Raw genomic sequence first — 24,352 nt, forward strand, 5'->3', positions numbered from 1 at the left:
TGAGTTGTCGGTAAGAAGTTAAATAATTAAGTAATAAGACTGCACTATATACAGCCTTATTATAATTTAGCAGTGCTAAATTAAGAGACTGTGGTGATCCAGCCTAGGATTGCATTTAAACAGCCAATTCCTGCAAACACAGCTAAGAATGCAAGAAAATACATTGCATTAAACGGATCTTTAAAATCTTTATCTTCTGACATAGGTACTACCTTTTATTAAGCGCGACGAATTAAGGCGCACATAATAGACGATGTAAAATAATCAATAAAGACTTTAAGGGTGATTTTTTGTCACGATAACGCCACGCTCTGCCATTGCATGTAATGTTGCTGTAGCACCTTGCACAAGCTGTTCTGTAGTAAATTGCGGCGCTTGTAAAGCAACTTGCTCCACCAACGAAGCTAATTTGATACTCGGTGTTGTATCTATAATCGCCAGTAATAATGCGGTCATTGCATTGGTAGCAAGAAATTGTACTTCGTCGTCGGTATCGCGATACACCACAAAATAATGAGGCTGTTCACTAGGCTGCTGTGGTTGAAAATCAACACTAATATGCTGTACAGCAAACTGATAACTTAAATTTCGCGCGCAACTACCCATATAAAGAGGCACATTACTCAGCGGTGCATTAATGATGCAATCAGTTGGATCCGCATGCGCAACCGAGACATCAAGCTCAATCCATTCATAATGAGCAAGCTCAAGCATAAAGGGGGGATCAATTTCTTGCAATTGGTAATCACTACTTAAATACGCAATAAACTCACCAGCAATATCCAAAAAATAAGGTGATTGACAATCGTGTTCAGCAAAAAATTGGCGAACTAATCTTAACCAATTGTTATCGCTGTAGAGTGTTTTCAGAACCGGAAATGCTGAGGAAATAAAGCCATTGATATTATTGAAAAATAAATCACGGTAGATCGCCATACGACGTTCTTCAATGTCATCGGGCTTTGGTTGTGTATCTGGCGCTCGAATATGCGCCATAAACGCTTGTTGGGTTTCAATAAAATTCATATCAGGCACTTTCTTTTCGCTGTATTATTGCGTGCTTGGCTTGTAGTTGATGAATTATATCCAGCTCTTTGGTAAGCTCAGCGATAGCTGGAATATTAAAATCACGTTCCAATAAAGTCGCAAACACCCCATGATGTTGATAAGCACGGTCAAGTAATTGCCAAACAGGGTCAATCACGTCAGCACCGTGAGTATCAATAAGTAAATCATCCGCCTCGTTGAAATGCCCTGCGACATGACCATACGCTATACGTTGCGATGGCAAGCTAGCTAAAAAATGCTCTGCATCATAACCATGATTTATCGAATTCACATAAATATTATTTACATCGAGTAATAACTTACAATCAGCTTGCTGTAATATTTCAGTGGTAAATTCTAACTCGCTCATTTGCTGACCAGGTGCGGCATAATAAGACACATTTTCGATAGCTATTTGCTGTTCGAGAATATCTTGCACCTGTTTTATCCGCCCAACAACATGGGCAATCGCAGCTTCAGTAAATGGGATCGGCATCAGATCATACATGTGGCCGTTGCCGGAACAATAACTAAGGTGCTCACTAAAAAGCTTAACGTTATGTGCTTTGAAAAAGACTTTTAAGGATTTAACAAATTCAATATCTAACGGTTCAGGTGAGCCGATCGACAATGACAAGCCATGACAGACAAAATTACTTGTATCGGTCAGTGACTTAAACTGCTTAGCAAAGCGACCACCGAGTTTTAACCAGTTCTCAGGCGCCACTTCCATAAAATCAATTTGCTTTGGTATCTGCGTCAATAATTCATCGAGCATTTCTCTGCGCAGCCCAAGCCCTACCATGCCAAATTCACTGTTACTAGATACAGTCATATCCACTCCTTCATTTAAAAGGGCCACAATGCGGCCCTTTTATAAACAAACTACTTAACTAAAGTGCAGGTTTCATAACTTATCTAATTAATGGCTACCGCATTTGCCTTCTTTGTTAGCTTTGTCGTTTTTAGCGTCGCCACCACACTTGCCTTCGCCGCACTTACCTTCTTTTTTAGCTTTATCGTGTTTAGCGTCGCCACCACATTTGCCTTCGCCGCACTTGCCTTCTTTTTTAGCTTTATCGTGTTTAGCATCGCCGCCACATTTGCCTTCGCCGCACTTGCCTTCTTTGTTAGCTTTGTCATGTTTAGCATCGCCACCGCATTTGCCTTCGCCGCACTTACCTTCTTTTTTAGCTTTGTCGTGTTTGGCATCGCCACCACATTTGCCTTCGCCGCACTTACCTTCTTTTTTAGCTTTGTCGTCTTTAGTTTTAGCATCTCCACCGCATTTACCTTCGCCACATTTACCTTCTGTAGCATCGACTTGGTAGCCCGTTACCATTTGTTGAAATTCAAATGGATTCGCTTGAACATCTGCAGAAATAAAACTTGTGCTGCCTACAACTACCGCGCCTAATGTTAACGCAATTGAATTTTTTTTAAGTGTATTCATTTTATGACTCTCTCTAAACATGTAAGGGGTGTACTAAGTAGACCTTACTACAAAAATAATATTTCACTTAATCGCAACTTTTTATTTGTTAGTTACAATAACGCTACAAAAGAGTGAACAATTGAAGTTAACTATGGGAGTAAAATTGGCATTTATCAATGTTATATTTACAGGTAAACTACGTCTCCTTTTATCAAGTCAAAGTGCCCCTATCATGAAATTAGTTTTAGCGCCTATGGAAGGGGTTGTCGATTTTAAAATGCGCCAACTACTCACCGAAATTGGTGGTTTTGATTTATGCGTCACTGAATTTGTACGTGTTATCGATGCCTGCTTGCCTGATAAAGTATTTCATCGCTATTGCCCAGAGCTAAATAATAACGGTTTAACGCGTTCTGGCACTCCTGTGCGTATCCAATTACTTGGCCAAGTCGCACACGCATTAGCTGAAAACGCTGTCAGGGTAATTGAGCTTGGCTCTCACGGCGTTGATCTTAATTTTGGTTGCCCTGCGAAAACAGTCAACCGCAGTAAAGGTGGCGCTGTGCTGTTAAAAGACCCTGAACACATGTATGAAATCATTAAAGCAGTCCGTGATGCCGTGCCAAGCGAGCATCAAGTAAGCGCTAAAATTCGTTTAGGTTTTGATGATGACAGTAACAGTCAAGAAATTGTTGATGCCGTTGTTAGTGCCGGTGCCAATAGTATTGCTATACATGCCCGTACAAAGCGAGACGGTTATAACCCGCCCGCTTATTGGGAGAAAATTCCACCACTGATCAAAGATAAAAACATCGCCGTAGTCGCAAATGGTGAAATTTGGCAAGTAGAAGATGCACTACTTTGCCAGCAACGTAGTAGTTGTAAAGACTTAATGCTTGGTCGCGGTGCACTGTCGCATCCTGATTTAGCACGCAAAATAAAAGCACACTTTAATGATGAGCACTATGTTGGCTTAAAGTGGGAGCATATTCTCTATCATCTGATCCATTCAGCCATACATCATGACCCCGCGAAAGATGAAAAATATTTTGCTTCTCGTACTAAGCAGTGGCTGGGCTATTTAAAACGCCAATATAGCCAGGCCGATATTTTGTTCGATGAGATCAGACGCCTTAAAACAAAAGAAGATGTTGCCGATGTTTTGAAAAAATACGCTATCGCACCTTAATTTGACACACATCATAGTCGGCTTTTTTAAATTAATGAATACTGCAGCATTGCTCAACGAGGACAATGACAATGATCAATGCTCAATATCACCTTCAACAACTTAATACAGAGTTAGAGCAAGTAAGGCTGTGCTTGCTTACGACACTATCAAGTTCATGTAACCTACTGCATCACTCGCTAGCTGAAACCTTACGCAAAAATAACCCTGAACAATGGTTAGAGCTTACGCAGAAGCAACTTGGCACTGAATATAAAGATATCATAGTACGCTTAGAACAACTTGAAGCGGCAGTCTGCCAAATCGATATCGGCCAATATGGTTATTGCTGTGACTGTGAAGAAAAAATTGACTCGCAACGGCTAAATGCCGATCCAACAGCGCAGCGCTGCGGCAACTGCGAGCCAAGGTCATAAAAATCAGCAAGCGAGCTTACGAAGTTGTTAAAAGTGTTGCGAACGCAAAACTTTGCGCCGGATAAAAAATGATATCAGCCACTAAATAATCGACTTGTTGTGGCGTCATTTTTAATCGTTTCAGTAAATTAACTTTCGCTTGTTGCACAGTCCAAGCATGGTAATGGATGCCAAGATCGGTTTCCATCATAGCTAACCAGAAAGTACGCTCTTGATTACTTATCTGTGTTGCAGCTTGCCCTGCATAACCCCTTAAGCTCAAGTAATTTTGCGCCCAATCAAAGCCAACTTGCTTATCTTTAGACAATGCAAAACGCAGCTCAAGGACTGAGTGCTGATGATCAACTGCAAAACGCATAGAGTATGCACCTTGCTGCATTTCCTTCAACTGAGATTGCACTGCAACTAGCCAATTTATTGGTGCTTTAGTAGTGCCTGAGAAGTAATTTAACTTACTTTGATACCAAGACCCACCATTTGATAAGCCATGTAAACCAACACTTCCACGGGGTGTATAGAGCGCTAAATACTCATTAAACTCGTTGAGAGTGTGTTTAAGGTTTTCTGGAAGATCAACGCGAGTAAGATTCTTAGTTACCTGCGTTTGTAACGCATTAAGCTCAATTGAGTTGAGTCTAAGTTTACTCTCTTTAGCAAGCACCAACTGCTGCTGAGTAAAACTGAGCCAATTGTTTATGTTTGCAGTAATGTCGTGTTGTTGGTTATAGGCAAGCATATTATCAAGCACAGGAATATACACCGGCCATGTAAAATAGCGCTCCGGAAAACGCTCTGCAATAATAAGATAATCCAATGAACTCTGCGCGACAGGAGTGAAGTCTAAGGTTTGCATGGCTTGATATATGCTGTGACGCTCTTTCAAATATGCATCACTAAATGGAAACTGTTGCTCGTTAACTTGTTTAATTTCACCTGTTGGTCTTAAAAATTGATTTAGTGTTTGCAATGCTTGCTGAGCTTGCTCTTTACTTTGATACTGATTATTCGTATCACCACATGCGCTCAAGAAAAGCGCTGAGAAGCATATCCATATTAGGTGTTTCATAATGAGTTAAATCCAATAAAAAAAGCCCCATAGGGGCTTTTTATAAATTGCTATAGCGAATTAAAGTTAAATCTTAACACCGTTGCGAGCGGCTTTATCTTTAATAAATACAGACCAACCTTTTGCAAACTTACGCGTGCGAGGGTCATCCATTGCTTTAGTAATTGCAGCATAAGCTTGCTTATACTTTTCTTGATAGTAATAAGCTTCCGCTAAATCTGAATAAATAGTTCCTGTCTTATCAGAACCTAATTCAAGCGCCTTGTTCAAACGAACAACGGCAGCACTATAATTTTGCGATTGTAAAAGTAATGAACCTGCTTTGCGATAAAGCTCAGCATCGTCATCAAATTTAGCCGCTTCTTCATAGTACTTAGCTGCTTTTTCAATATCTTTTGAGCGATGATAGTTACTGGCTACTGCGCTGATATTTTGTTTATTACGCTTAACAATTTTATCATTGATAGACTTCTCTAAAACCTTAGCGGCTTTATAAGGAATTTCATTCAATGAATAAAAGTTAGACAAAACTTTATAATCAACTTCAGTTTCAAAATAACCATTTTTGTAAGCTACTTCCATCGTTGCAAGACCAGTTTTATAGTCTTCCGTCTGAAGGTAGTATTTACCTAAGCTTACCCATGCTTTTTTATCATCTGGCCAGATACGAACAATTTCTTCACCAACTTTGACCATATTTTTATAGTCTTTAAGCTCAAAGTAAGAACCTAATTTTAATTGGTAAGGGCCTTTGTTAGGCTCTTTTTGAAGTTTAATTGCTTTCTCAGCGGGTGTAAAAACATCACGGAATTTACCTAACTGATAGTTAGCTTGGGCTATACGAGTATAAACCGTTGCATCTTCTTCACCAGTAAAGTCCATCCATGCAACATAAGCATCTTTGGCTTTTTCATACTGCTCAGTACCAGCATACATATCGCCTAATGTTTTTAAACTTTGTTCTTGATCGGCAAAGTTTAACACATCAGGGGCAACAGCTAATTTTAAGTAACCAATCGCAGTTTTGTACTGCTCTTTCTGGCCATACATGCTACCTAAATAGCGGTTAACTGTTGCTTTGTCGAAATCATCAGAAGCATCGATTTCTTTCAACATGGCGATAGCTTCATCAAGCTTTTCTTCGTTATACAAGTCAAACGCTTTTATAACTTTTTTACCAGTGCGCTCACCCATGATCCTAGTTTTTGCTTTCTTCCGCGCTTCAATTTTCGCGGGATCTGGCGCTGCTAGAACCGGTGCAGTAAATACTGCACCCGAGAAAGACATAAGTACCGCAAGTGCTGTTACTTTAGATAAATTTCTCATTACTTGCCTCCTTAATTGCCTTGGTTAATTTTAAAGTCTAGCTGAACTTGTAAACCAACTTGCTTTTGTGGCTTACCGTCAATAATTTTAGGACGGTATTTCCACTTGCTCAAGGCGCGTTTAGCTTCTCTATCGAAAATACGTTTAGGGTCTGCGTCAATTACTTCAACATCAGTAACCCCACCCAATTCATCGATTGAGAATGAAAGTTGTACCCAACCTTCTTTGCCATCACGTGCTGCTTGTGTTGGATATTTTGGTTCAATACGAACGATTGGTGTCGCATCACCGTCTCGTCCGAATGCCCCTGGACCACTTAGACCACCTGCCGAACTTCCCACATCAATGCTTGGCATGTTAAATGACATAGCACCTGGATTTGGGTTGTTATTTTCCGGCTGTGGCGGCTGCGGTTTAGGCGGCTGCTTTGGCGGTGGAGGCGGCGGAGGCGGTACTCGCTTCCTTTCCTGCACCTTAGATTCAGGCGGATTCGTCATAATTTCGACTATGATCTGCTCTTTTTGTTCCGTATTACGGTCAGCCCCACCAGAGATGAGGAAGGCCATGAAGTAGAACAAGCCGAAAGTAACTGCCCCACCTGCAATCAGTGAAAACAGAAAACGAATCATTACTGATCTCCAGCTATTGAAATTCTCAGGTTGTCGCCCGTCGCTTTGATCTGGTCCATAACTTTAACCACTACGCCGTGTTTTGCATCTTTATCAGCTTGCAAAATTACAACTTCAGTAGGTTGTTCTGCTAATAAACTTTCGATTTTTGCTGAAACACGTTCAACATCAACTTGCTGTTTATCAATCCAGATTTCGCCGTTGTCACGAATTGCAATAAAAATGTTAGCATTTTTTTGCTTCGTAGCTTGGGCCGCTTTTGGTTTATTGACCTCGATACCAGCCTCTTTAACGAACGATGTAGTTACGATAAAGAAAATAAGCATGATAAATACGATGTCAAGCATCGGTGTCATATCTACCGTTGCATCTTCTTCTTCACGAAAACGTTGTTTACGTGCCATATTTAATTCTCTCTCTAGTGATGAGGCATACTATCAACAAGCTTGGCTTTCACCATTCTCGCTCTTGCCTCAAGGCGTGAGCTAAAGAATACTCCAGATAATGCCGCAACCATTCCAGCCATTGTTGGGATTGTTGCCATTGAAATACCTGATGCCATTAAACGTGCATTACCTGTACCTTGGCTTGCCATGGTTTCAAAAACCGCGATCATGCCTGTTACTGTACCAAGTAAGCCAATTAAAGGACAAACAGCTACTAATGTTTTAATCAACAACATACGCTGATCTAATTTTTCAGACGCTTCAGAAATCCATGCTTCACGGATTCTGTGTGCGTACCAAGACGTAGTGTCTTGGCGGGCATCCCACTTTGCTACAATTTCCGACGATAAACGAGGAAATTCTGCAAGTAGGAACCAATAGCGCTCAATCATTAAAACCCACATAAGAAAGAGTGCTATCGCGACCACGTATAAAACCTGGCCGCCTGTGCCAACAAAATCCCTGATAGATTCCCAGATCTCCATCAGGACTAGCATTAGGCTTTCTCCTTCTCCGCGTGAGTAGCAATAATACCTGCGCTTTGCTCATCGAGGATGTGTAATACCGACTTACTACGACCCGCAACAACAGCGTGAAGAAGAATAAGTGGTAATGCAGCTATTAGACCTAGCGCAGTAGTTACAAGTGCTAGAGAGATGTTACCTGCCATGATCTTCGGATCACCTGTACCGAATAATGTGATTGTTTGGAACGTTAAGATCATACCGATTACCGTACCTAGTAGACCAAGTAACGGCGCGATTGCAGCAAGGATTTTAATGATATTGATACCAGCTTCAATGCGTGGCGTTTCACGAAGAATCGCTTCATCAAGTTTAAGCTCAAGGTTTTCAACATCTTGCGTTTTGTTGTCATGGTACACTTTAAGAATACGACCCAATGGGTTATTTGTATTCGGTGTAGACACGTTTTTAAGCTGACTATTAATCTTACTACGAGTAAGAGTAAGGTCAATAAAGCGTACTAGTGTGATTAAGATACCTAAACCTAATAACGCAGTGATGATGTAACCAACTACGCCACCTTGGTGGAAGTATTCATCAAGTGTCGCTTTTTGTGTATTGATACGTAAGATAGCACCACGAGTCGGATCCACATATACACCAGCATAGTTATCAGCAGACGTATTTTCTAAGTCTTTAATACCAGCAAGGATATAACCATCAGGTTGTTTACCTAAAGGCTGAATCGATTTAGTTTCAGGCGAATAGATTAAGTAGCCATCGTCTGTTACTAAGTTGAAGTTACCGATACGGGTTACTTTCTTAACTGTTGCGTTACCGTCAAGACCTGCAACTTCAGTTTCAAAAGTAGAAACTTTAGCTGACTCAGTCATTTCAGTTTGTAGCGCTATCCAAAGCTCTTCAAGTTCACGAACTGTTGGTAACTCTTTAGCAGCAGCTAATGAACGTAAGATTTCAGCACGGCCTGGCTTTTCAGCAGAAACAAGAGATGCTTCGATTGAACCGATTGCATCTTGCGCAGCACGACGTACAACACCAAACATCTCACCTAAAGTACCTTGTGCACTTTCTAGAGCTGCTGCTTTCTCATTCATTGTATTTTCGTTTTGTGCATACTGCTTTGTTAAGCTATCGCCACGTGCTTTTTCAGCAGCTAATTGGCTTTTTGCTTTATTAAGTAACGCTTGCTTATCAGCACGATCTGATAAGAACTCTTGTTCACGTTGCTTATTGATTTTGCCTTCAGAGATACGCTCTTGCTTAACTTGCTCAAGGATTTTATCTAAAGCATCAGTATTTGCATGTGCGTTAAGCGCGGTACCTGCAGAAACAGATAGTACTGCTGCAACAGCAAAACCTTTAAATAGTTTCTTCATTATTGATTACTCCGCGCCAAAGATTGGTAGTTTAACAAGTTCTAATGTCGCTTGCTTACGCGCCATACGAATAACTTCTTTAACAGGTTTTAGGTATTCATCACCTAATTCTTTCCACTGTTTAGTGTTGTTATCCCATACCCATGCGTGCTTTAAGTCAAACGATTGAGCAACGTAAGTGATACGACCAAGTTGGCCGAAATCAACGTTAATGCTCTTGCCATCAACTTCTAAAGTACCTTGTGAAGCAGAAACTAAAGAGCTGTATGCAGCTTCAATTGTGTATGCTTCTAATACTTGACGGAACTTCTCTGAAGTCGTTACAGAAGAAGAAACCATTGTTTCACGTAATCTTTCAACACGCGCCAAACGATTGTCACTGTTAAACGGAACGTCCGCTTTGATGAATTGCTCGAGCGTATCGATCATGCGATACATCAAAGGCACAACGTTTTGTTTTGTGTTGTCGATCGTAGCAATTTGACGGTCAAACGATTCAATTTGTGCATTTTGGTCAGCGACCAAACGTGCAACGTGATCGTTGTATACTTTCAATAGCTCAGATTCATCAACAACGCTACGGTACTCAGCTAATAGCTCTTGAGTTTGACCATATACATTGTCAATTTTAGTTTGAGACTTAACCGCAGCCGTTTGAATTTGTAGACCTGCTTTTTGCACGTCATTCAAAGGATCTGCAATCACATTGCTGCTTGCGAATGCAAAAGCGCCAACCAACGCAGTTGCTACAAGACTCTTTCTGATTTTAACAGACATAGTTCCCAACCAATTAAGTAATGTTACTTTTATAATTTAATTACCTCCCGAAGGAGACAACCCTGATATCTTTTAATAGATATCAACCCTCCAATAATGCTAAATGCAATGCATGCTGTCAACTTGATGTTTGGAATTAGATCGAAATAAATTAATTCAATCATTGCAAACTAAAACACAAAAAACAAAGGATTAACATAAATGCAACACCACTGAGTTTTCAGCTGGGATGAAAGCCGCTACCTAACAACAGTTCTACCGTCAGCCATGAAATACAAAACATAAATGTAACATTTTATGTGTAATCTAAGAGGGTTAAAAAAAGTTCATAATTATTTCGAATAAGCGTAATCATTCAGTAAAAAAGCCTTTTTATGCAGCCAAACCTAGGATATATCGCATATAAAAATTAGCAACTGGACCTTTTAAAGGAAAGCGTGGCGTATGATTAAGGCCTAAAGTAATACCCGTTTTCTCTGTAAGACTCAAAGAGTCACTGCCAGTGTTATCAAGATATTAGAAATAATCACATTAAACATGTTGAGGCGATATCCCCTGTTCCTATTTATACCGATTACTAACGTGCCGAACTTATGTATGAGCAATCAGAGGCAAAATAGCACTATCTAATTAAATACTAATTTAATTAAAAACATCATCTTTATTGGTGTTGAGTAGCTGACTAACTATATACAGTTGGTATAAAAAGTTTATTGAGGGACGCAAATATGTACACCGCTTGTATTGAGCAGCATTTGGTCTAGTGAAATAGCATTCAGAATTTAGTGTATATTTATTGAATTTAAAAAAGTAGCGGTAAAAGGTTTATTTTAAAAAAGAATTTGATGAGGGGGAATTATGGTGAAACAGAGTCCTGTTTCACCAAGTTGAACCTAGGTTCACATAATAAAAATTATGCTAGTTCTACGTTCTCAGCTTCAGGGCCTTTTTGGCCTTGCTTGATGCCGAAAGACACTTGTTGGCCTTCGCTTAGAGTGCGAAAACCTGAGCCTGTAATAGCGCTGAAATGTACGAATACGTCAGGACCATTTTCTTGTTCAATAAAACCGAAGCCTTTAGCTTCGTTGAAGAACTTAACTTTACCAGTAACCGTGTTTGACATACCAAATTTTCCTGTAAGTCAATAATTAAAATTCAGCCAGATTGGCTATATCCTCCCTGAGTGAATGCCCAATAAATCGCTGGGATAAAGTACAGGAAGAAGTAATAACCATTAACCGGAAACCTTACACGCCGCACATTAACCAAAAAATTCAATACGCAAAAACTCAAAGCAAGTTAAGGTTAACACAATATAATTGTTTTAGCTCTATTAATTGAGAATTATTTTAATGCTTTTAACATCAACTCAATAAAACTGTTCAAGTGATTAATTTTAATACAAAAAGCACACCTTTCTTAGCTGTGCTTTACTGACTTTATGGTTATTTAATCAGCCAATCAATTGTGCTTTCGGCTTTAATTGGCACCACGTGATCATTTCCTAATGGGTAACTTGCTGGCACTGTCCATGGTTGCTTTAGAAGTGTAACTGTATCTGTATTACGTGCTAAACCATAAAAGTCTGGACCAAAATGACTTGCAAAGCCTTCTAGCTTATCAAGCGCACCGGCTTCTTCAAATGCTTCCGCGTATAACTCAAGTGCAGCATGAGCGGTGTATGCTCCGGCACACCCACATGCGGCTTCTTTTTTATCTTTATAATGCGGCGCCGAATCAGTACCTAAAAAGAACTTAGCACTGCCACTGGTCGCAGCACTAATAAGTGCTTGTTGGTGTGTATTACGTTTTAATATTGGTAAACAGTAATAATGTGGGCGGATCCCCCCCGCTAGCATATGATTGCGGTTATACAATAAATGATGTGCCGTAATGGTTGCAGCCACATTATCAGAGGCATTATTTACAAAATCAACGGCATCTTTCGTGGTGATATGTTCAAGCACAATTTTTAAATCTGGGAAGTCTTGTACCACATCAATTAAAATTGTCTCTAGAAATACTTTTTCACGATCGAATATATCAATCGATGAATCTGTCACTTCACCATGGATCAGCAATAACATACCAACTTCTTGCATGGCTTTTAATGCTGGGTAAATCTTTTTAATTGATGTTACACCAGAATCAGAATTTGTTGTCGCACCTGCTGGATACACTTTACCGGCAACGATTTTACCAGTGGCATGCGCTTTTTTGATTTCATCCGCGCTCGTGTTATCAGTTAGATAAAGCACCATCAGAGGCTCAAAATTTCCTTGTGGTCCAGCCGCCATAATACGGTCGCGATACGCTAAAGCCGTTTCAGTACAGGTTGCCGGAGGAACTAAGTTTGGCATAATAATAGCGCGTCCCATATAACGGCTAATATCACGCACTGTATCTTTTAATTGATCCCCATCACGTAAATGAACATGCCAATCATCTGGGCGAGTGATAGTTAACATTGACTGAGTGTCGAAGGCTTGCTTTGTCATTACTTGTTTCCTCGGCTGAATTTAGTTGATCATATGCATATGCCCTATCTGAGTAAAGATTTTATTGCGGTTTTTACTGATGCTTTTTATCAACGGATAGAATGAAAGCACTGAATCATCAATAGTTTGGCGTGCGTTTTCCTTTACGTACATATCTTGCTAATTTTATTTATTCTTTGTCTAAACGTTAACATTCCGTTAATCTATAGATTCATTAATGACACAAGACGGTATATTCACGCGTGGCATATGCAGAATAAAGTAGAGTTATCTTCAGCGCTTGATGCTAAAACCGAGCAACTGAGTATTATTAATCAGTTTTCATCAAGCTTATTACAGTTAGATAAACTCGATGAGCTATTCAACTATGTCACCACTGAAGTAGTTAAACGGCTAGGTTTTGTTGATTGTGTTATTTATATTGCCGATGAAAGTGCTACAACCTTGCATGAAGTCGCATCAATGGGAGTGTCTCCTACAAATAGTAACTATGCCATAGAACGAAAAACCATCGCATTTAATCAAGGCATTACTGGTTATGTTGCTTCAACAGGAAGCGCAGTCATTATTGGTGATGTCAGTACTGATAGCCGTTATATCGCAGATGTACGCCCTGCAATGTCTGAACTATGCGTACCATTAGTTTATAAGCAGCAGGTTTTAGGAGTTATAGACTGCGAGCATCCGGTACGTAACTATTTTAGTGATGCCCATCTTGAAATTTTAACCACCGTAGCGCATTTGCTCAGTGCTAAAATAAATCAGGTCAACACCGTTGAAAACTTGCAACAAACGGTAAGCAAATTAAATGCAGCACAAAAGCTAGAAGGCACCCTGTTACAAATAGCAAATTTAACCTATCAAGCCAATGATTTAGATACTTTTTTAGAAGCATTGCATGGCATTATGACCAACTTGCTGCGCGCTGATAACTTTTTGGTAGGGCTATACAACAAAAATATCGATATTCTCGATATTGTTTACATTGTCGAGGAAGGAGTACGTTCAAATGCCCATAAAAAGATATCAAAAGAGCAACTAAAACATACCGCATCCTATTATCTTTTAAATTCCGAACAGCCATTACTATTAAATAAAAAAGAATATCAACAACATATAAATGATGGCCACTTTAAAATGGTGGGTCGCCAGTCAGAATCTTGGCTTGGTGTACCATTTAAAGTAAGCGATCATATAAGCGGTGTGATCGTGGTACAAAGTTACGATAAAACTCACCATTATAATGATCATGACCGCACCCTACTGACGTATGTCAGCCGCCAAATTAGTATGGCCATCGACAGACAACTATCTCGCCAAGCACTGGAACATCGTGCTTTGCATGATGAATTAACTGGGCTTGCTAATCGCTCTTTACTAATTGACCGCATTAAGCACGGCATTTTACGGCTTACTCGAACACCCAAAGGGCGATATCATGCGTTGCTGTATCTAGATTTCGACCGTTTCAAAAGCATCAATGATTCATTAGGACATGAAGTGGGCGATCACTTTTTAATCGCCATTTGTAAGTTAATTAAAGGCACAATTCGAAATACCGATACATTCGCACGACTCGGTGGTGATGAGTTTGCTATTTTTATGGAAAATATCACTCACAAAAACCAAGTTAACGACGCACTAAAACGGATTAAAAAAGTCCTCGCGGAGCCACTTAATATTGATGGCCATTTACTGCAAGCTTCGACCAGTATTGGCGTTGCATTTTGTGAAAACGAAAACGACAAAGCCTATCAGTTATTACAGCATGCCGATGCTGCAATGTACGAAGCTAAATCAACAGGCCGTGGCCAAGTAAGATTTTTTAATAACACCATGCGTAAAAAGCTCAAAAGCCACGCTGATATAGAAAATGATTTACAGCATGGCATTGAGCATAATGAGTTTGAGTTATATTATCAGCCGATCTTTGCTATACAACAATGTAACGTGGTCGGTTTTGAAGCACTCGTGCGTTGGCATCACCCACGCAAAGGCTTTGTCTCACCTAATGATTTTATTTCAATAGCAGAACACACTGGGCAAATAATTAATCTCGACCTGCATTTATTAGATCTGGCAGGAAAACAAATAGCTGCGTGGCAACAACAAGGTAAACGTTTCTTACGTGTGACAGTGAATGTTTCCTCACGACATTTTGCAAGCATAGACTTTATCTCACAAATTCATGCTATTTATAATAAATATGAGCTAGCATTAGGCTCCTTATGTTTAGAGATCACCGAATCAGGTTTGATCGAAAACTTAGAATTAGCAACTAAGATAATTGAAGGGTTAGCGCCATTAAAAGTAAAGTTATGTTTAGATGATTTTGGCACGGGGTACTCTTCTTTGGGTTACTTACACCAACTGCCAATTCATGTGCTAAAAATTGATAAGAGCTTTATTGACCGCCTTAAAGACACCGCCACGCCATTGGTTGACGCCATTTTGTCATTGGCATCATCACTTAAGTTAGATGTTGTAGCCGAAGGAATTGAAACTCAAGAGCAACTCGCCATATTACAAAAAACTCAATGTGATTTTGGCCAAGGCTTCTTAAAAGCTAAACCCCTGCCCGCCGATCAAGCAATTTTATTGATTGATAAACCACTTTAACAACCATAAAAAAAAGCCTTGATTAATCAAGGCTTTTTATAAATTAACAACTGGCAGGATCAGCCAACCAACCAATGTGCCATCAGGGCAATAACGGGTAACGTGATCAAGGTTCTGAGAATAAATATTACAAATAATTCAAATATATTGACTGGGATTTTACTACCCAATAAAAGCGCGCCCACTTCTGACATGTAAATCAACTGGGTTACACTCATTGCCGCAATAATAAAACGAGTAACATCACTTTCGATCGTGCCAGCAGCTAATATTGACGGAATAAACATATCCGCAAAGCCAACCATGATCGTTTGCGCAGCAGTTTCTGCTTCTGGGATTTGTAATAACTCTAAGAATGGGATGAACGGTTTGCCTAAATAAGCAAATATCGGCGTATATTCAGCAATAACTAATGCGAACGTGCCCACAGCCATAACCACAGGTAATACTGCAAACACCATATCTAATGCGTTGTGAATACCTTCTTTTATGGTACCAGCGAAGCCCGGTGAGTTTTTAGCTTTGTGCAGCGCTACATGTAGCGCATGTTTGAACACATTTTTGCCATGTGGCACGCGTTCTTTATGCTTATCGGGCTGACTTCCATCAATATATATATCTTTTTTAAAGCTCAATGGCGGTATACGTGGCACGATCAGCGCAGCAACAACCCCAGCTAAACAAACGGTTAAATAAAACGGGGCAAATAATTTTTCCAGCCCTACTTGGCCTAATACCACCAAACAAAAAGTAATTGATACCGCGGAGAACGTAGTACCGATAATCGCCGCTTCACGCTGAGTATAATGCTTTTCTTCATATTGGCGCGCGGTCATTAAAATACCCACACTGCCATCACCTAGCCACGAAGTTGCACAATCAACAGCACTTCGCCCTGGAACGCCAAATAACGGGCGCATTACTCTAGTTAATAACGTGCCTACTAACTCAAGCAAGCCAAAATTCAACAATAAAGGCAGTAATAAACCCGCTAAAATAAATACCGAAAATAACACCGGCAATAAATCTTTTAGCACTAAGCCACCGGTATTTCCTGATGTAATACCATCGAAAAGTGGAATTAAAAACTCTGGTAACGTCGATTTAAAATCCGGATTATTAATACTTAAAACCGTTAAGATAATAAACGCCATACCAAATAAGCGGATCACTAGCCAAAGCCAATGCACATCAAAAAGATGCTTTAAAATAGTAGATTTCATTAATACCGCAGGCTTAAAAGCCTTGAAAATCAATGATAAAACACCTGTAGTACAAATAATTAGAGTGATCAACGTATCGGCATACGATGTAATATGTGCTTGCACCGCTTTTGCCATAACAGCGATAGGAATAGTCATTGCCCCGTCCATTGGCACTGGAGTCATGAATAAGAGGACGCCAATCAATGAAGGAACTAAAAAATTAAACCATACCTTAAAGTCAAACTGCGGGTGAGAGGAAGCTAGATTAGACATTATTTTCAACCTGTAGAAACCACAAAAAGAGCAAAAGCTCTTTTTGTGGTGTTATTATTATTTATTATTAAATTTTAATACCGCGTTGGCGCAGAGCACTTTCTAACGCTTGTTGTAAGTCATTCATCGTACCAGGCTCTAACGTTGTGCCTTCATCGTCCATCCACGTTAAGCTAGTACCACCTTCTTTGGTGCGACTGACTAAGATTTGATATTGGCCGTTTTCAATCGGCAATTCAGCAAGTTCTTCACCCCAAATTGAATCCCAAACACTTGATTCAGGTTTGTTGTAATCAGCCGTGATCAAACCACGTTCTTGATCAATTTCAACTATCGTAAACGATAGGCGCTCAAGAAATCCTGAGAAACGATCAAATATTACAAAGTAATCCTGTTCAGTTACCAGTGCCGCATTGCCTTTATTATCAAAACCCATTTCCAGCGAAATAATGCCTTGTTGTTTACGTATTTCAACTTCAAGTTGACGATAGCGATAATCAAACTCAGCCACTACTTGGTTCAGTGCACGCACTTCTAGCTGCTGTTGTAAAACTGGTGTCAATGGCACATCTTTACTTTTATACTCAGCTAACTTAGCGCTTAATGAAGCTGTGCGTTGATGTGACTTTTCTTCAATAGTAAAAATAAAACGTTGCTCAGATACCGCAGTATCGCTATCCCATAACCAACCTTCTTCAGGTTTAATTATGGCATACCAGTCAGTTTCTATTGAACCTAATAACTTATCTTGTTTGATTGCCTTTGTTTGGTGTTCCGCTAACACAGCGTGCACAGAATCCCAAATAAACTCATCTAAATCGACAATACCATCGTTTTTATCAAAATAAACGCGTGCTTGTTTATCACCTTCTTCAACCCAACTGCCTTTTGCCACAGTTAATACTTGTGCTGGGGGACGATAGTTTGTTGAATCCGGATTATTGTCATATTCCGCCACATCCATTTTATAAATGGGGTCTAAAGCTGGCTGAGCCAATTGTCCTGGCACTTGTACCGGCTCACTGGCACGGTAATTACGTTTTTGATGCGCTTCGTCAGTGAACACACCACATCCTGACAAGCTAACCAATACGCTTACAGCAAGCGCTTTTGGGATCCAATACTGCACAGATAATTCTCCTTAGCATACCCTTAATTGTTTTAACAAATATATGAGTGGGTTATGCCGATTTGGTTCAGTGTAAAGTCAATATTAACTTTACGTATCTTGTTTTTATGCAAAACCCGTTACTTTGGGGTACGGCTAAACGTAAGTGTCAGCCTGTCAATATGCAAAATTTTAACTATGGTACTTTCCCATGCCACTAAAAACAAGAAACACTGTGCTTTAATAACAGCTTAATTATCTCGGCCTGTAGTTTAGCGATTGTTTTGTGTTAAACTTCGCCGCCGTGTGGTGGTAATTGCCGGCTTAGCTTACTCTGATTGTTATTAATAATATAACCTAGGTACTTGAATTCATGACTGCTTTTTCAAATCATCAGATCGTTTTAACTGCCATTGGCGATGATCGCCCTGGTATTGTCAGTGAATTAACCCAATTAGTCAGTGACTGTCACTGTAATATTATTGATAGTCGCATTGCCATCTTAGGCAATGAATTTACATTTATTATGCTGTTATCAGGTGATATGTCGGCAATCAGCCGCATTGAACACACCCTGCCCCTCAAAGGCATGGAGCTGGGCTTACTCACTATGATGAAGCGGACAGCCAGTCATACTCAAAGTGAATTTTGTGCTGGCTACACCCTCGAATATACAGGTATCGATACACCTGGCACGTTAAGTAAAGTTACCCGCTTTTTTGCCGACAACCACATTAGTATTTGTTCTTTAAAGTCAGATACCTATGACGAAGAAAAAGATACAAAAATGCGCTGTGAACTGGAGTTTAACATTCCTGTTGAGGTTGACATTGATACGTTTAAAGTCCAATTTGAAGATCTGTCGCGTACTCTAAACGTAGATTACATATTTCGACGCATTCGCTAAGGAGCAAAGCATGAACACAATTAATCCATTACAAGCCGGCGACAAAGCCCCCGCTTTTAGCTTACAAAACCAAGATGATGAAACAATCGTCCTTGCAGAGCTATTAAAAGAGCAGCAAGTATTAGTGTACTTTTATCCAAAAGCATCAACACCTGGTTGCACCGTGCAAGCTGAAAACTTACGTGATGAAAAAGCTGTGTTAGCACAGCTAAATACCCGCGTGGTTGGTATCAGCCCTGATCCGGTAAAAAAATTAAAGAACTTTGAAACCAAAAAAGAATTAAACTTTGACCTACTTTCAGACGAAGATCACGCGATTGCAGAAGCATTCGGCGTATGGGGCTACAAAAAGTTTATGGGTAAAGAGTACGACGGCATTCATTTATACCCTCATTAATATTATGCACACTACATACTAAAAAGTTAATCCCTCCTTTCTAAAACTCAATTTTACTACTACGATTAAAAACTGCACAGTCTTAATGGATAAAGTACGTTTTTATGGATCAATTCAGTTCTTATATTGTCGCTAATGAATCCGTTGATCTATCAAAGTCTTTATTAAATGAAGATGAAGGAGTCTGGTTATCTGTAAACAAGCTTCATAGTGGTGTAGTTGCATTAGATGAAAAAATGAGAGTACTCCCATTAATTTCTGAATTTCTATCCTATAGCTTCCGAAACAACAAAATAAGCCGCCACACGGCAAAAACGTACGCTAAGAATCTGAGTTATTTTTTGGCTTATCTTAAAAATAGGAAAGAATTTCAAAAAACTCACCTTGATGAAGCATTCCTTACGGTATCAAAATTTGTTATCGAAGAATATTTAGCGGAATTAAGAACTAAATATGATTTGTCTACTGCAACAGTGCGAAATAGAGATGCAACACTTCAAGCATTCATCCACAAATTCCTCTATCAAAATCAAGAACTACGAAACGCATATATTGAGAAAAGCCCGTATTCAAGTGGATTAATAAGTGGGCCCGTAAAGCAAAAGCTTGTCATTTCATGTTCTCTAGATGAGTTAACAAAATTGATGTTACAAAGTGGCTCAGAGCGTGAAAGGCTCATTATTCAGTTTATTTTTGATTCTGGGGTTAGAAGATCAGAGTTACTAAACATAACCAAACAAGATATAGAAGATGCTATAGAGTTTAATAGTCAAAAGTTGATACACCAAAATACGGACATGCCAGTAATATCACCCTACGCCCCACTTTCGATACAAGGTGTGAAAGGCCGACATAACAATACTAAGCAAAGAATGACCTTGGTAAGTCGAGCTGTTTTGAACCGTATAATGAGATACCATGCCTCCCCCCTATACAAAAAGCATTCGAGAAAGTATTCATCCCTATCAGAAACCCCTGCTTTCTTTAATGCAGAAGGACGCCCGATCACCCCCAAATGCCTGTCTAAGCTATTGGATCGACTATCAGAGCGTGCATTAAAGAAAGGTATGCTATCCAAGCCTATGTCACCGCACAAATTAAGGCATGGTTACGCATACGATTTACTTCAATCACCTGACATAGGGCAAACCTATGTGGACAGGCTTGCTGTAGTCCAAAAATCACTTGGCCACGCATTCTTAAGTAGCACTGAAGTTTACACTAAAATACCTTCAGAACTATATAAAACAATAACTAATAGCGACGGTGAATTATTAACTAAAGCAGATAGAATGGAAAGGCTTGTTAAAAGCACACAACTTAAAATATCACTTAAGGACAAGAAATGACAAAAAGCAAAACAAACTTAAGTGAATGGGATACACTAGTTGATACACCTTTAACTTGCATTGAAGATTTAGCGCAGCCCTCCCAAGCTTTACCTTATCGGCAATTGACACATTTATTTGCATCAGTTTATAAAACAAAGGTAAGCCACTCCTATAAAGATGATGTTCATGCTACACACTCTCATGTTACTGAACTTATGAAAGAAAAGTTCGGTAATCAACCAATTTATTTGACTAAAGTTCTGAATGAGTTTTCGTTAGATGATTTTCATGCATATTTGAAAAGCTGCATGTTGCTCAACAAGATACATAATCGGTATGCAAACGTTTTGCAAAGTACCTATAAGAACGTTCTGAATAAAGCTATAGAGCTCAAAGTTCCAAACTTTAAAAGGTTTTATTTACCAAGTTCTTTTTGCTATCAAACAAGAGTAACTGAACGCTACAAACCATATAGTAAGAATGAGAGAAAAAAAATTGATGAGGCTATTGAAGTTGAAATCAACAAAGCTTTAAAACTCCTTATTCCTTATGAGAAAACAGGAAGAGGTAGAGCTATTCTCGATGATGACTGTATGCTCTTAGAGGGTGTAGAGAATTTAACACTAGATGATGCTCGTTGGATTTTTGAGAATAAAATGGGATGTATTCCCGTTACTAATAGTTATGGTTTTCGAGGTAAACGAGCCTATAGAGCTTTCTACCAAATCATTAAAGACAATGGTGCGTATTATCAAAATGTATATGAATCTTGGGGAGTTTTAAGTAAGGTTACAATGAGACATTTACTTCCATTTTTGCTGAAACTGTTAAAAGTCACAGGTATGAATGTTGAGTCAATTTATAACCTTGAAATTGACGACCTAGTAGACTCTCACCCTGCAACTGGGAAACCTTGTTTGAGGTATTGGAAGAACCGCTCTGATGGGCAGAAGTTATATCACTTAGATATATTCAAGGCTGACCTTCAATGGCTAACCCTTAGCCAAAGTGAACAAGTGAAAGAAATATTTAATAATGTTTTGTTGCTAACATCAAAAGTAAGAGAAAAGGCACCTTTAGAGCATAAAAATAAACTATGGTTATTTGAAACATACAACGGTTTAATCAAATGCCTTCCCGTTATGTATCACCTTTCAATGGCTATAAAAACCTTTTCTGCCGAACACGAGCTTTTTAAACAAAATAGTAACGAGTTACTTTTAGAGACAACAAGGTTTAGGCCTACATTTATCAGCGACCTAATAGGGGAAGGAGTTTCAATTAGGGAAGTACAGCTACTAATGGGTCATAAAAATCTCAATACAACAATGCGCTACCTAGATATTCATGATTTTGGGCAGACCGCGAGAATAAAAATTAAAGATAAATTGATAGAACTTCACAGCAACATTAGCTCTTCAGTTAGTAGTAAACCTCATAAACAGGTAGGCAACAAAGAGTCGCTACCCATGTCAACCCCATTAGCGACGTGCAAAAATATTTTTGACCCACCTGAGTCTGTGAAAAGTCTATCTAATTACACACCTGGAAAGCCTTGTAGTACTTACAACATGTGCCTTAGTTGCCCTAATGTAATCATAACCAAAACTGATTTGCCAAAGCTCTTTGCGATGAAACGTGATTACCTTATTAAAATTCAAAATAGTAGAGTATTAGATACTCCATTTGGACATGTTATAAAAAGTAACCTAACACTTTTGAATTCGATTCTAGATTCGAACTTGTCCGAATTTAGTGCCGAAGAGCTCAATGATGCTGAAAAAATATCTCTTTATATAGAAACCACAGAGCTTATTTAGGAGTTTGACATGGAAAGGCTACCAAAACATTACAGTTTACTAAGTACTATTGCTGAGCTCAAAAAAAATAAGCTGGATTTCTTAAGTGCTGATCCCGATAGAGTTACCGACAATAAAAGTACGTTATATCTAACCAAGTTATTAAATCTACCAGTTTCCTGTATATCAATCTTCGATGACACTGAGTGGGATTTTAACTTAGAAAATCCTAATGCATCTGCAAACATCACAGGTAGTAAATTAAAAATTAACTTTAGTAAATATAAAAACATCCCACCATATGTGATAATCGAGCTAAAGTGTCTGCTACTTAGTGTACAATTAACACCTGAAGTATTTATTAATAATCGTAAAAAAGCCAAAAAGACTAATATTACCAAGCTTGCTACAAACACTATCTTAGGGCATTTGAAATCAGGGTTTAGATTCTTAGACACACTTTTTAGAGTTTTAAAAGTTAAACTTGGTAATGAGCATATTGAAAAAATATATTCCTCTCTTACTCAAGTTCAAGCCATCGATTACAGAGAAACAGCACAAGTTCATACCAATACCTATAACGATGACTTGAGACAGTTTTTTTCTTATTTACTAAACCCATATACTTCAGAGCACATTTTTGGAGAAAATATTCCTGCCTTTGATCCTGACCAATTCAGTTGGAAAAAAAGATATAAGAAGAAAGTATCAAACCAAGTGATACCTAACGCAGCTTTTGATAAACTTATCAGAGCTTCATCTTTAATCGTACACGATTTTTTACAAACTATGGAAGAGGAAGTATTAGACTCTTACGTAAGTAGATATGCATTACAAACAGAAACTCAATACTGTAACAAAGTTGGAATTACCAAGTATACATTTCAACTTTATCGGGCTTTCCGCCTTTTGAGTGCAGGTTATGAAGATAGCTATATTGAGTCAAAGTATGGCATCCCAGATGAATTGCGTAATTCCAGAGGAAAATATAATTTAAAAGATATGAGATCCTATCTTGCTAGGTGTCATGGTTTTAATTTCTCACTATCTGAAGTTAACGAACATTTAATGCTAGTATCAAGTGCTGCAAAGTATCTAATTGGTCAATATACAGGAATGCGACCTTCAGAATTAGCTGTGATAGAGTTACACACTTGCCTCACCGAAGAGAGTGGCATAAAGCTTCTTCGCTCTCATGTTTTCAAAGGAAAAGATACTTCTACTAAAGGCCTTTTTGATGATAAATGGGTTGTTATCCCTATTATTGAAGATGCGATAAGAGCGATAAAAATTTTAAGCACAATTACAGAAAGAAGCTTGATATTTAGCTCTGTCCACACGAAGAAAAACAACGAGAAAGAGAAACTCCAAACCTCAGTTATGATCCGTCACCAGCTAAAAATATTCATAAAGCTCGTTTCGCCAGACGATGATCTTGGCTTTAGTAATTCCATGATGCGTCACACACTTGCATATCAACTTTATAGGTTAGAAGCTGGCCTGCCACTAATCTCATTCCAGCTTAAACACTTAGTAAATACTGTAGATAAGTTTCTATCTAGGGGGTCAACAAGCGATGTGACTATGGGCTATGGTGGAATTGCTGATAGCCTCGTTGAGAGCCAAACCGCACAAAAGCTCAGAAAACAATCAGAAATTGAAGTAATCAAAGCAACAGCAGACCCTGACGGTAATTACCTTGGGGGTAAAGCTGATGAGCATAAAGAGCGCCTTAAAACAGCATTTAAGGGTTACATGGCAAGCGGGTATTCAAAAGAAGAAATTTTTGAAGCTATGGCAGAACAAGGGCTCGGTGTGATAAATGTTGGATTAGGTTACTGTTATGGTTCAGATAGTAAAAATGAGAGTCTCCCCTGTATAGGCTCACTAAGATGTAACCCTAAAGTATCCCCAGAATTAGCCTTTATATATCAATGAACTAATAGTATTAAAAAATGTGGGAAGCGAGGGAACATTCATGGTGTTTTGTGATCTTATGAATCGCTTAAAAACAACAGAGCTA

The 24,352-nt window shown here is 39.0% G+C and carries 22 protein-coding genes and 1 pseudogene; 8 read left to right on the plus strand and 15 right to left on the minus strand.

The annotated features are described in order from the left end of the window. Positions 1 to 80: 80 nt before the first annotated feature. From H5187_RS24620 to H5187_RS12600, 4 genes are all read right to left on the minus strand, one after another. Positions 81 to 203, minus strand: coding sequence for a hypothetical protein (locus tag H5187_RS24620; protein ID WP_257325665.1), 123 nt, complete (start codon positions 201 to 203; stop codon positions 81 to 83). A 73-nt stretch (positions 204 to 276) separates the two neighbouring features. Next, a complete protein-coding gene (locus H5187_RS12590) occupies positions 277 to 1,026 on the minus strand; it encodes a DUF2063 domain-containing protein (protein WP_149982900.1) in 750 nt (249 codons plus the stop codon). A 1-nt stretch (position 1,027) separates the two neighbouring features. Continuing rightward, positions 1,028 to 1,852 (minus strand): DUF692 domain-containing protein, encoded by an 825-nt coding sequence (locus H5187_RS12595; RefSeq protein ID WP_182740025.1) that lies wholly within the window; start codon positions 1,850 to 1,852, stop codon positions 1,028 to 1,030. A 117-nt stretch (positions 1,853 to 1,969) separates the two neighbouring features. After that, on the minus strand, positions 1,970 to 2,500 hold the full coding sequence (locus H5187_RS12600; protein WP_182794499.1) for a hypothetical protein: 531 nt from the start codon (positions 2,498 to 2,500) through the stop codon (positions 1,970 to 1,972). Positions 2,501 to 2,714: 214 nt separating this feature from the next. Between H5187_RS12600 and H5187_RS12605 the strand changes: the two genes are divergently transcribed. Then, positions 2,715 to 3,671 (plus strand): tRNA-dihydrouridine synthase, encoded by a 957-nt coding sequence (locus H5187_RS12605; RefSeq protein WP_149982898.1) that lies wholly within the window; start codon positions 2,715 to 2,717, stop codon positions 3,669 to 3,671. A gap of 71 nt (positions 3,672 to 3,742) precedes the next feature. Continuing rightward, positions 3,743 to 4,087 carry a TraR/DksA C4-type zinc finger protein gene (locus H5187_RS12610; protein ID WP_149982897.1) on the plus strand — a complete coding sequence of 115 codons (345 nt, stop codon included), beginning with the start codon at positions 3,743 to 3,745 and terminating at the stop codon, positions 4,085 to 4,087. A gap of 16 nt (positions 4,088 to 4,103) precedes the next feature. Here the strand turns inward: H5187_RS12610 and H5187_RS12615 are convergent, their stop codons facing one another. The 9 genes from H5187_RS12615 to pyrC all read right to left on the minus strand — a co-directional run bounded on the left by H5187_RS12615 (position 4,104) and on the right by pyrC (position 12,690). After that, positions 4,104 to 5,153 (minus strand): hypothetical protein, encoded by a 1,050-nt coding sequence (locus H5187_RS12615; RefSeq protein ID WP_182797921.1) that lies wholly within the window; start codon positions 5,151 to 5,153, stop codon positions 4,104 to 4,106. Between the two features lie 66 nt (positions 5,154 to 5,219). Continuing rightward, positions 5,220 to 6,479 carry a hypothetical protein gene (locus H5187_RS12620; RefSeq protein WP_182717928.1) on the minus strand — a complete coding sequence of 420 codons (1,260 nt, stop codon included), beginning with the start codon at positions 6,477 to 6,479 and terminating at the stop codon, positions 5,220 to 5,222. 11 nt (positions 6,480 to 6,490) lie between these two features. Then, complete coding sequence (locus H5187_RS12625; RefSeq protein WP_149982894.1) at positions 6,491 to 7,108, minus strand: energy transducer TonB; 618 nt, start codon at positions 7,106 to 7,108, stop codon at positions 6,491 to 6,493. Then, positions 7,108 to 7,512 (minus strand): biopolymer transporter ExbD, encoded by a 405-nt coding sequence (locus tag H5187_RS12630; protein WP_054205753.1) that lies wholly within the window; start codon positions 7,510 to 7,512, stop codon positions 7,108 to 7,110. The genes H5187_RS12625 and H5187_RS12630 overlap by 1 nt, the downstream gene beginning before the upstream one ends. A gap of 14 nt (positions 7,513 to 7,526) precedes the next feature. After that, positions 7,527 to 8,051 (minus strand): MotA/TolQ/ExbB proton channel family protein, encoded by a 525-nt coding sequence (locus H5187_RS12635; RefSeq protein ID WP_145241564.1) that lies wholly within the window; start codon positions 8,049 to 8,051, stop codon positions 7,527 to 7,529. Next, the gene (locus H5187_RS12640; RefSeq protein ID WP_182794500.1) at positions 8,051 to 9,415 is read right to left on the minus strand and encodes a MotA/TolQ/ExbB proton channel family protein; all 1,365 of its coding nucleotides are present in this window, start codon (positions 9,413 to 9,415) and stop codon (positions 8,051 to 8,053) included. Before H5187_RS12640 ends, H5187_RS12635 begins: the two co-directional genes overlap by 1 nt. A 6-nt stretch (positions 9,416 to 9,421) precedes the next feature. Beyond that, positions 9,422 to 10,192, minus strand: a complete 771-nt coding sequence (locus tag H5187_RS12645) for a DUF3450 domain-containing protein (protein WP_182784849.1) — start codon at positions 10,190 to 10,192, stop codon at positions 9,422 to 9,424. A gap of 913 nt (positions 10,193 to 11,105) precedes the next feature. Further along, the gene (locus H5187_RS12650; protein WP_145241558.1) at positions 11,106 to 11,315 is read right to left on the minus strand and encodes a cold-shock protein; all 210 of its coding nucleotides are present in this window, start codon (positions 11,313 to 11,315) and stop codon (positions 11,106 to 11,108) included. 322 nt (positions 11,316 to 11,637) lie between these two features. Then, positions 11,638 to 12,690 carry a dihydroorotase gene (gene pyrC, locus H5187_RS12655; RefSeq protein ID WP_182740019.1) on the minus strand — a complete coding sequence of 351 codons (1,053 nt, stop codon included), beginning with the start codon at positions 12,688 to 12,690 and terminating at the stop codon, positions 11,638 to 11,640. A gap of 249 nt (positions 12,691 to 12,939) precedes the next feature. On the opposite strand from pyrC, the gene H5187_RS12660 reads away from it, so the two are divergent. Continuing rightward, the gene (locus H5187_RS12660; protein ID WP_182785298.1) at positions 12,940 to 15,309 is read left to right on the plus strand and encodes an EAL domain-containing protein; all 2,370 of its coding nucleotides are present in this window, start codon (positions 12,940 to 12,942) and stop codon (positions 15,307 to 15,309) included. Between the two features lie 59 nt (positions 15,310 to 15,368). Here H5187_RS12660 and H5187_RS12665 read toward each other — a convergent pair whose 3' ends face one another. Together H5187_RS12665 and bamC are read right to left on the minus strand one after the other, a co-directional pair. Beyond that, positions 15,369 to 16,787 carry a YjiH family protein gene (locus H5187_RS12665; RefSeq protein ID WP_149982889.1) on the minus strand — a complete coding sequence of 473 codons (1,419 nt, stop codon included), beginning with the start codon at positions 16,785 to 16,787 and terminating at the stop codon, positions 15,369 to 15,371. Between the two features lie 67 nt (positions 16,788 to 16,854). Continuing rightward, positions 16,855 to 17,916: an outer membrane protein assembly factor BamC gene (bamC, locus tag H5187_RS12670; protein ID WP_182717927.1), complete on the minus strand. Its 1,062-nt coding sequence runs from the start codon at positions 17,914 to 17,916 to the stop codon at positions 16,855 to 16,857. A gap of 352 nt (positions 17,917 to 18,268) precedes the next feature. Here bamC and H5187_RS12675 point away from each other — a divergent pair, with 352 nt between their 5' ends. From H5187_RS12675 to H5187_RS12695, 5 genes and pseudogenes are all read left to right on the plus strand, one after another. Then, a complete protein-coding gene (locus H5187_RS12675) occupies positions 18,269 to 18,802 on the plus strand; it encodes a glycine cleavage system protein R (RefSeq protein ID WP_145241549.1) in 534 nt (177 codons plus the stop codon). Positions 18,803 to 18,812: 10 nt separating this feature from the next. Next, positions 18,813 to 19,184 (plus strand): annotated as a pseudogene (gene bcp / locus H5187_RS12680) (thioredoxin-dependent thiol peroxidase); the annotation flags it as partial. A 119-nt stretch (positions 19,185 to 19,303) separates the two neighbouring features. Next, complete coding sequence (locus H5187_RS12685; protein WP_182794503.1) at positions 19,304 to 20,548, plus strand: tyrosine-type recombinase/integrase; 1,245 nt, start codon at positions 19,304 to 19,306, stop codon at positions 20,546 to 20,548. After that, positions 20,545 to 22,350, plus strand: coding sequence for a site-specific integrase (locus tag H5187_RS12690; RefSeq protein WP_182794504.1), 1,806 nt, complete (start codon positions 20,545 to 20,547; stop codon positions 22,348 to 22,350). Before H5187_RS12685 ends, H5187_RS12690 begins: the two co-directional genes overlap by 4 nt. Before the next feature lie 9 nt (positions 22,351 to 22,359). Next, positions 22,360 to 24,267, plus strand: a complete 1,908-nt coding sequence (locus H5187_RS12695; RefSeq protein ID WP_182797922.1) for a site-specific integrase — start codon at positions 22,360 to 22,362, stop codon at positions 24,265 to 24,267. The last annotated feature ends 85 nt before the right edge of the window (positions 24,268 to 24,352 follow it).

Source organism: Pseudoalteromonas sp. SG44-1 (genome assembly GCF_014164315.1).
Taxonomy (GTDB): Bacteria; Pseudomonadota; Gammaproteobacteria; order Enterobacterales; family Alteromonadaceae; genus Pseudoalteromonas; species Pseudoalteromonas rhizosphaerae.

Excerpts from the sequence above, each read along its gene's own strand:
- H5187_RS24620 (WP_257325665.1), bottom strand. The coding sequence starts at position 203 with ATGTCAGAAGATAAAGATTTTAAAGATCCGTTTAATGCAATGTATTTT.
- H5187_RS12590 (WP_149982900.1), bottom strand. The coding sequence starts at position 1,026 with ATGAATTTTATTGAAACCCAACAAGCGTTTATGGCGCATATTCGAGCG.
- H5187_RS12595 (WP_182740025.1), bottom strand. The coding sequence starts at position 1,852 with ATGGTAGGGCTTGGGCTGCGCAGAGAAATGCTCGATGAATTATTGACG.
- H5187_RS12600 (WP_182794499.1), bottom strand. The coding sequence starts at position 2,500 with ATGAATACACTTAAAAAAAATTCAATTGCGTTAACATTAGGCGCGGTA.
- H5187_RS12605 (WP_149982898.1), top strand. The coding sequence starts at position 2,715 with ATGAAATTAGTTTTAGCGCCTATGGAAGGGGTTGTCGATTTTAAAATG.
- H5187_RS12610 (WP_149982897.1), top strand. The coding sequence starts at position 3,743 with ATGATCAATGCTCAATATCACCTTCAACAACTTAATACAGAGTTAGAG.
- H5187_RS12615 (WP_182797921.1), bottom strand. The coding sequence starts at position 5,153 with ATGAAACACCTAATATGGATATGCTTCTCAGCGCTTTTCTTGAGCGCA.
- H5187_RS12620 (WP_182717928.1), bottom strand. The coding sequence starts at position 6,479 with ATGAGAAATTTATCTAAAGTAACAGCACTTGCGGTACTTATGTCTTTC.
- H5187_RS12625 (WP_149982894.1), bottom strand. The coding sequence starts at position 7,108 with ATGATTCGTTTTCTGTTTTCACTGATTGCAGGTGGGGCAGTTACTTTC.
- H5187_RS12630 (WP_054205753.1), bottom strand. The coding sequence starts at position 7,512 with ATGGCACGTAAACAACGTTTTCGTGAAGAAGAAGATGCAACGGTAGAT.
- H5187_RS12635 (WP_145241564.1), bottom strand. The coding sequence starts at position 8,051 with ATGCTAGTCCTGATGGAGATCTGGGAATCTATCAGGGATTTTGTTGGC.
- H5187_RS12640 (WP_182794500.1), bottom strand. The coding sequence starts at position 9,415 with ATGAAGAAACTATTTAAAGGTTTTGCTGTTGCAGCAGTACTATCTGTT.
- H5187_RS12645 (WP_182784849.1), bottom strand. The coding sequence starts at position 10,192 with ATGTCTGTTAAAATCAGAAAGAGTCTTGTAGCAACTGCGTTGGTTGGC.
- H5187_RS12650 (WP_145241558.1), bottom strand. The coding sequence starts at position 11,315 with ATGTCAAACACGGTTACTGGTAAAGTTAAGTTCTTCAACGAAGCTAAA.
- pyrC (WP_182740019.1), bottom strand. The coding sequence starts at position 12,690 with ATGACAAAGCAAGCCTTCGACACTCAGTCAATGTTAACTATCACTCGC.
- H5187_RS12660 (WP_182785298.1), top strand. The coding sequence starts at position 12,940 with ATGCAGAATAAAGTAGAGTTATCTTCAGCGCTTGATGCTAAAACCGAG.
- H5187_RS12665 (WP_149982889.1), bottom strand. The coding sequence starts at position 16,787 with ATGTCTAATCTAGCTTCCTCTCACCCGCAGTTTGACTTTAAGGTATGG.
- H5187_RS12675 (WP_145241549.1), top strand. The coding sequence starts at position 18,269 with ATGACTGCTTTTTCAAATCATCAGATCGTTTTAACTGCCATTGGCGAT.
- H5187_RS12685 (WP_182794503.1), top strand. The coding sequence starts at position 19,304 with ATGGATCAATTCAGTTCTTATATTGTCGCTAATGAATCCGTTGATCTA.
- H5187_RS12690 (WP_182794504.1), top strand. The coding sequence starts at position 20,545 with ATGACAAAAAGCAAAACAAACTTAAGTGAATGGGATACACTAGTTGAT.
- H5187_RS12695 (WP_182797922.1), top strand. The coding sequence starts at position 22,360 with ATGGAAAGGCTACCAAAACATTACAGTTTACTAAGTACTATTGCTGAG.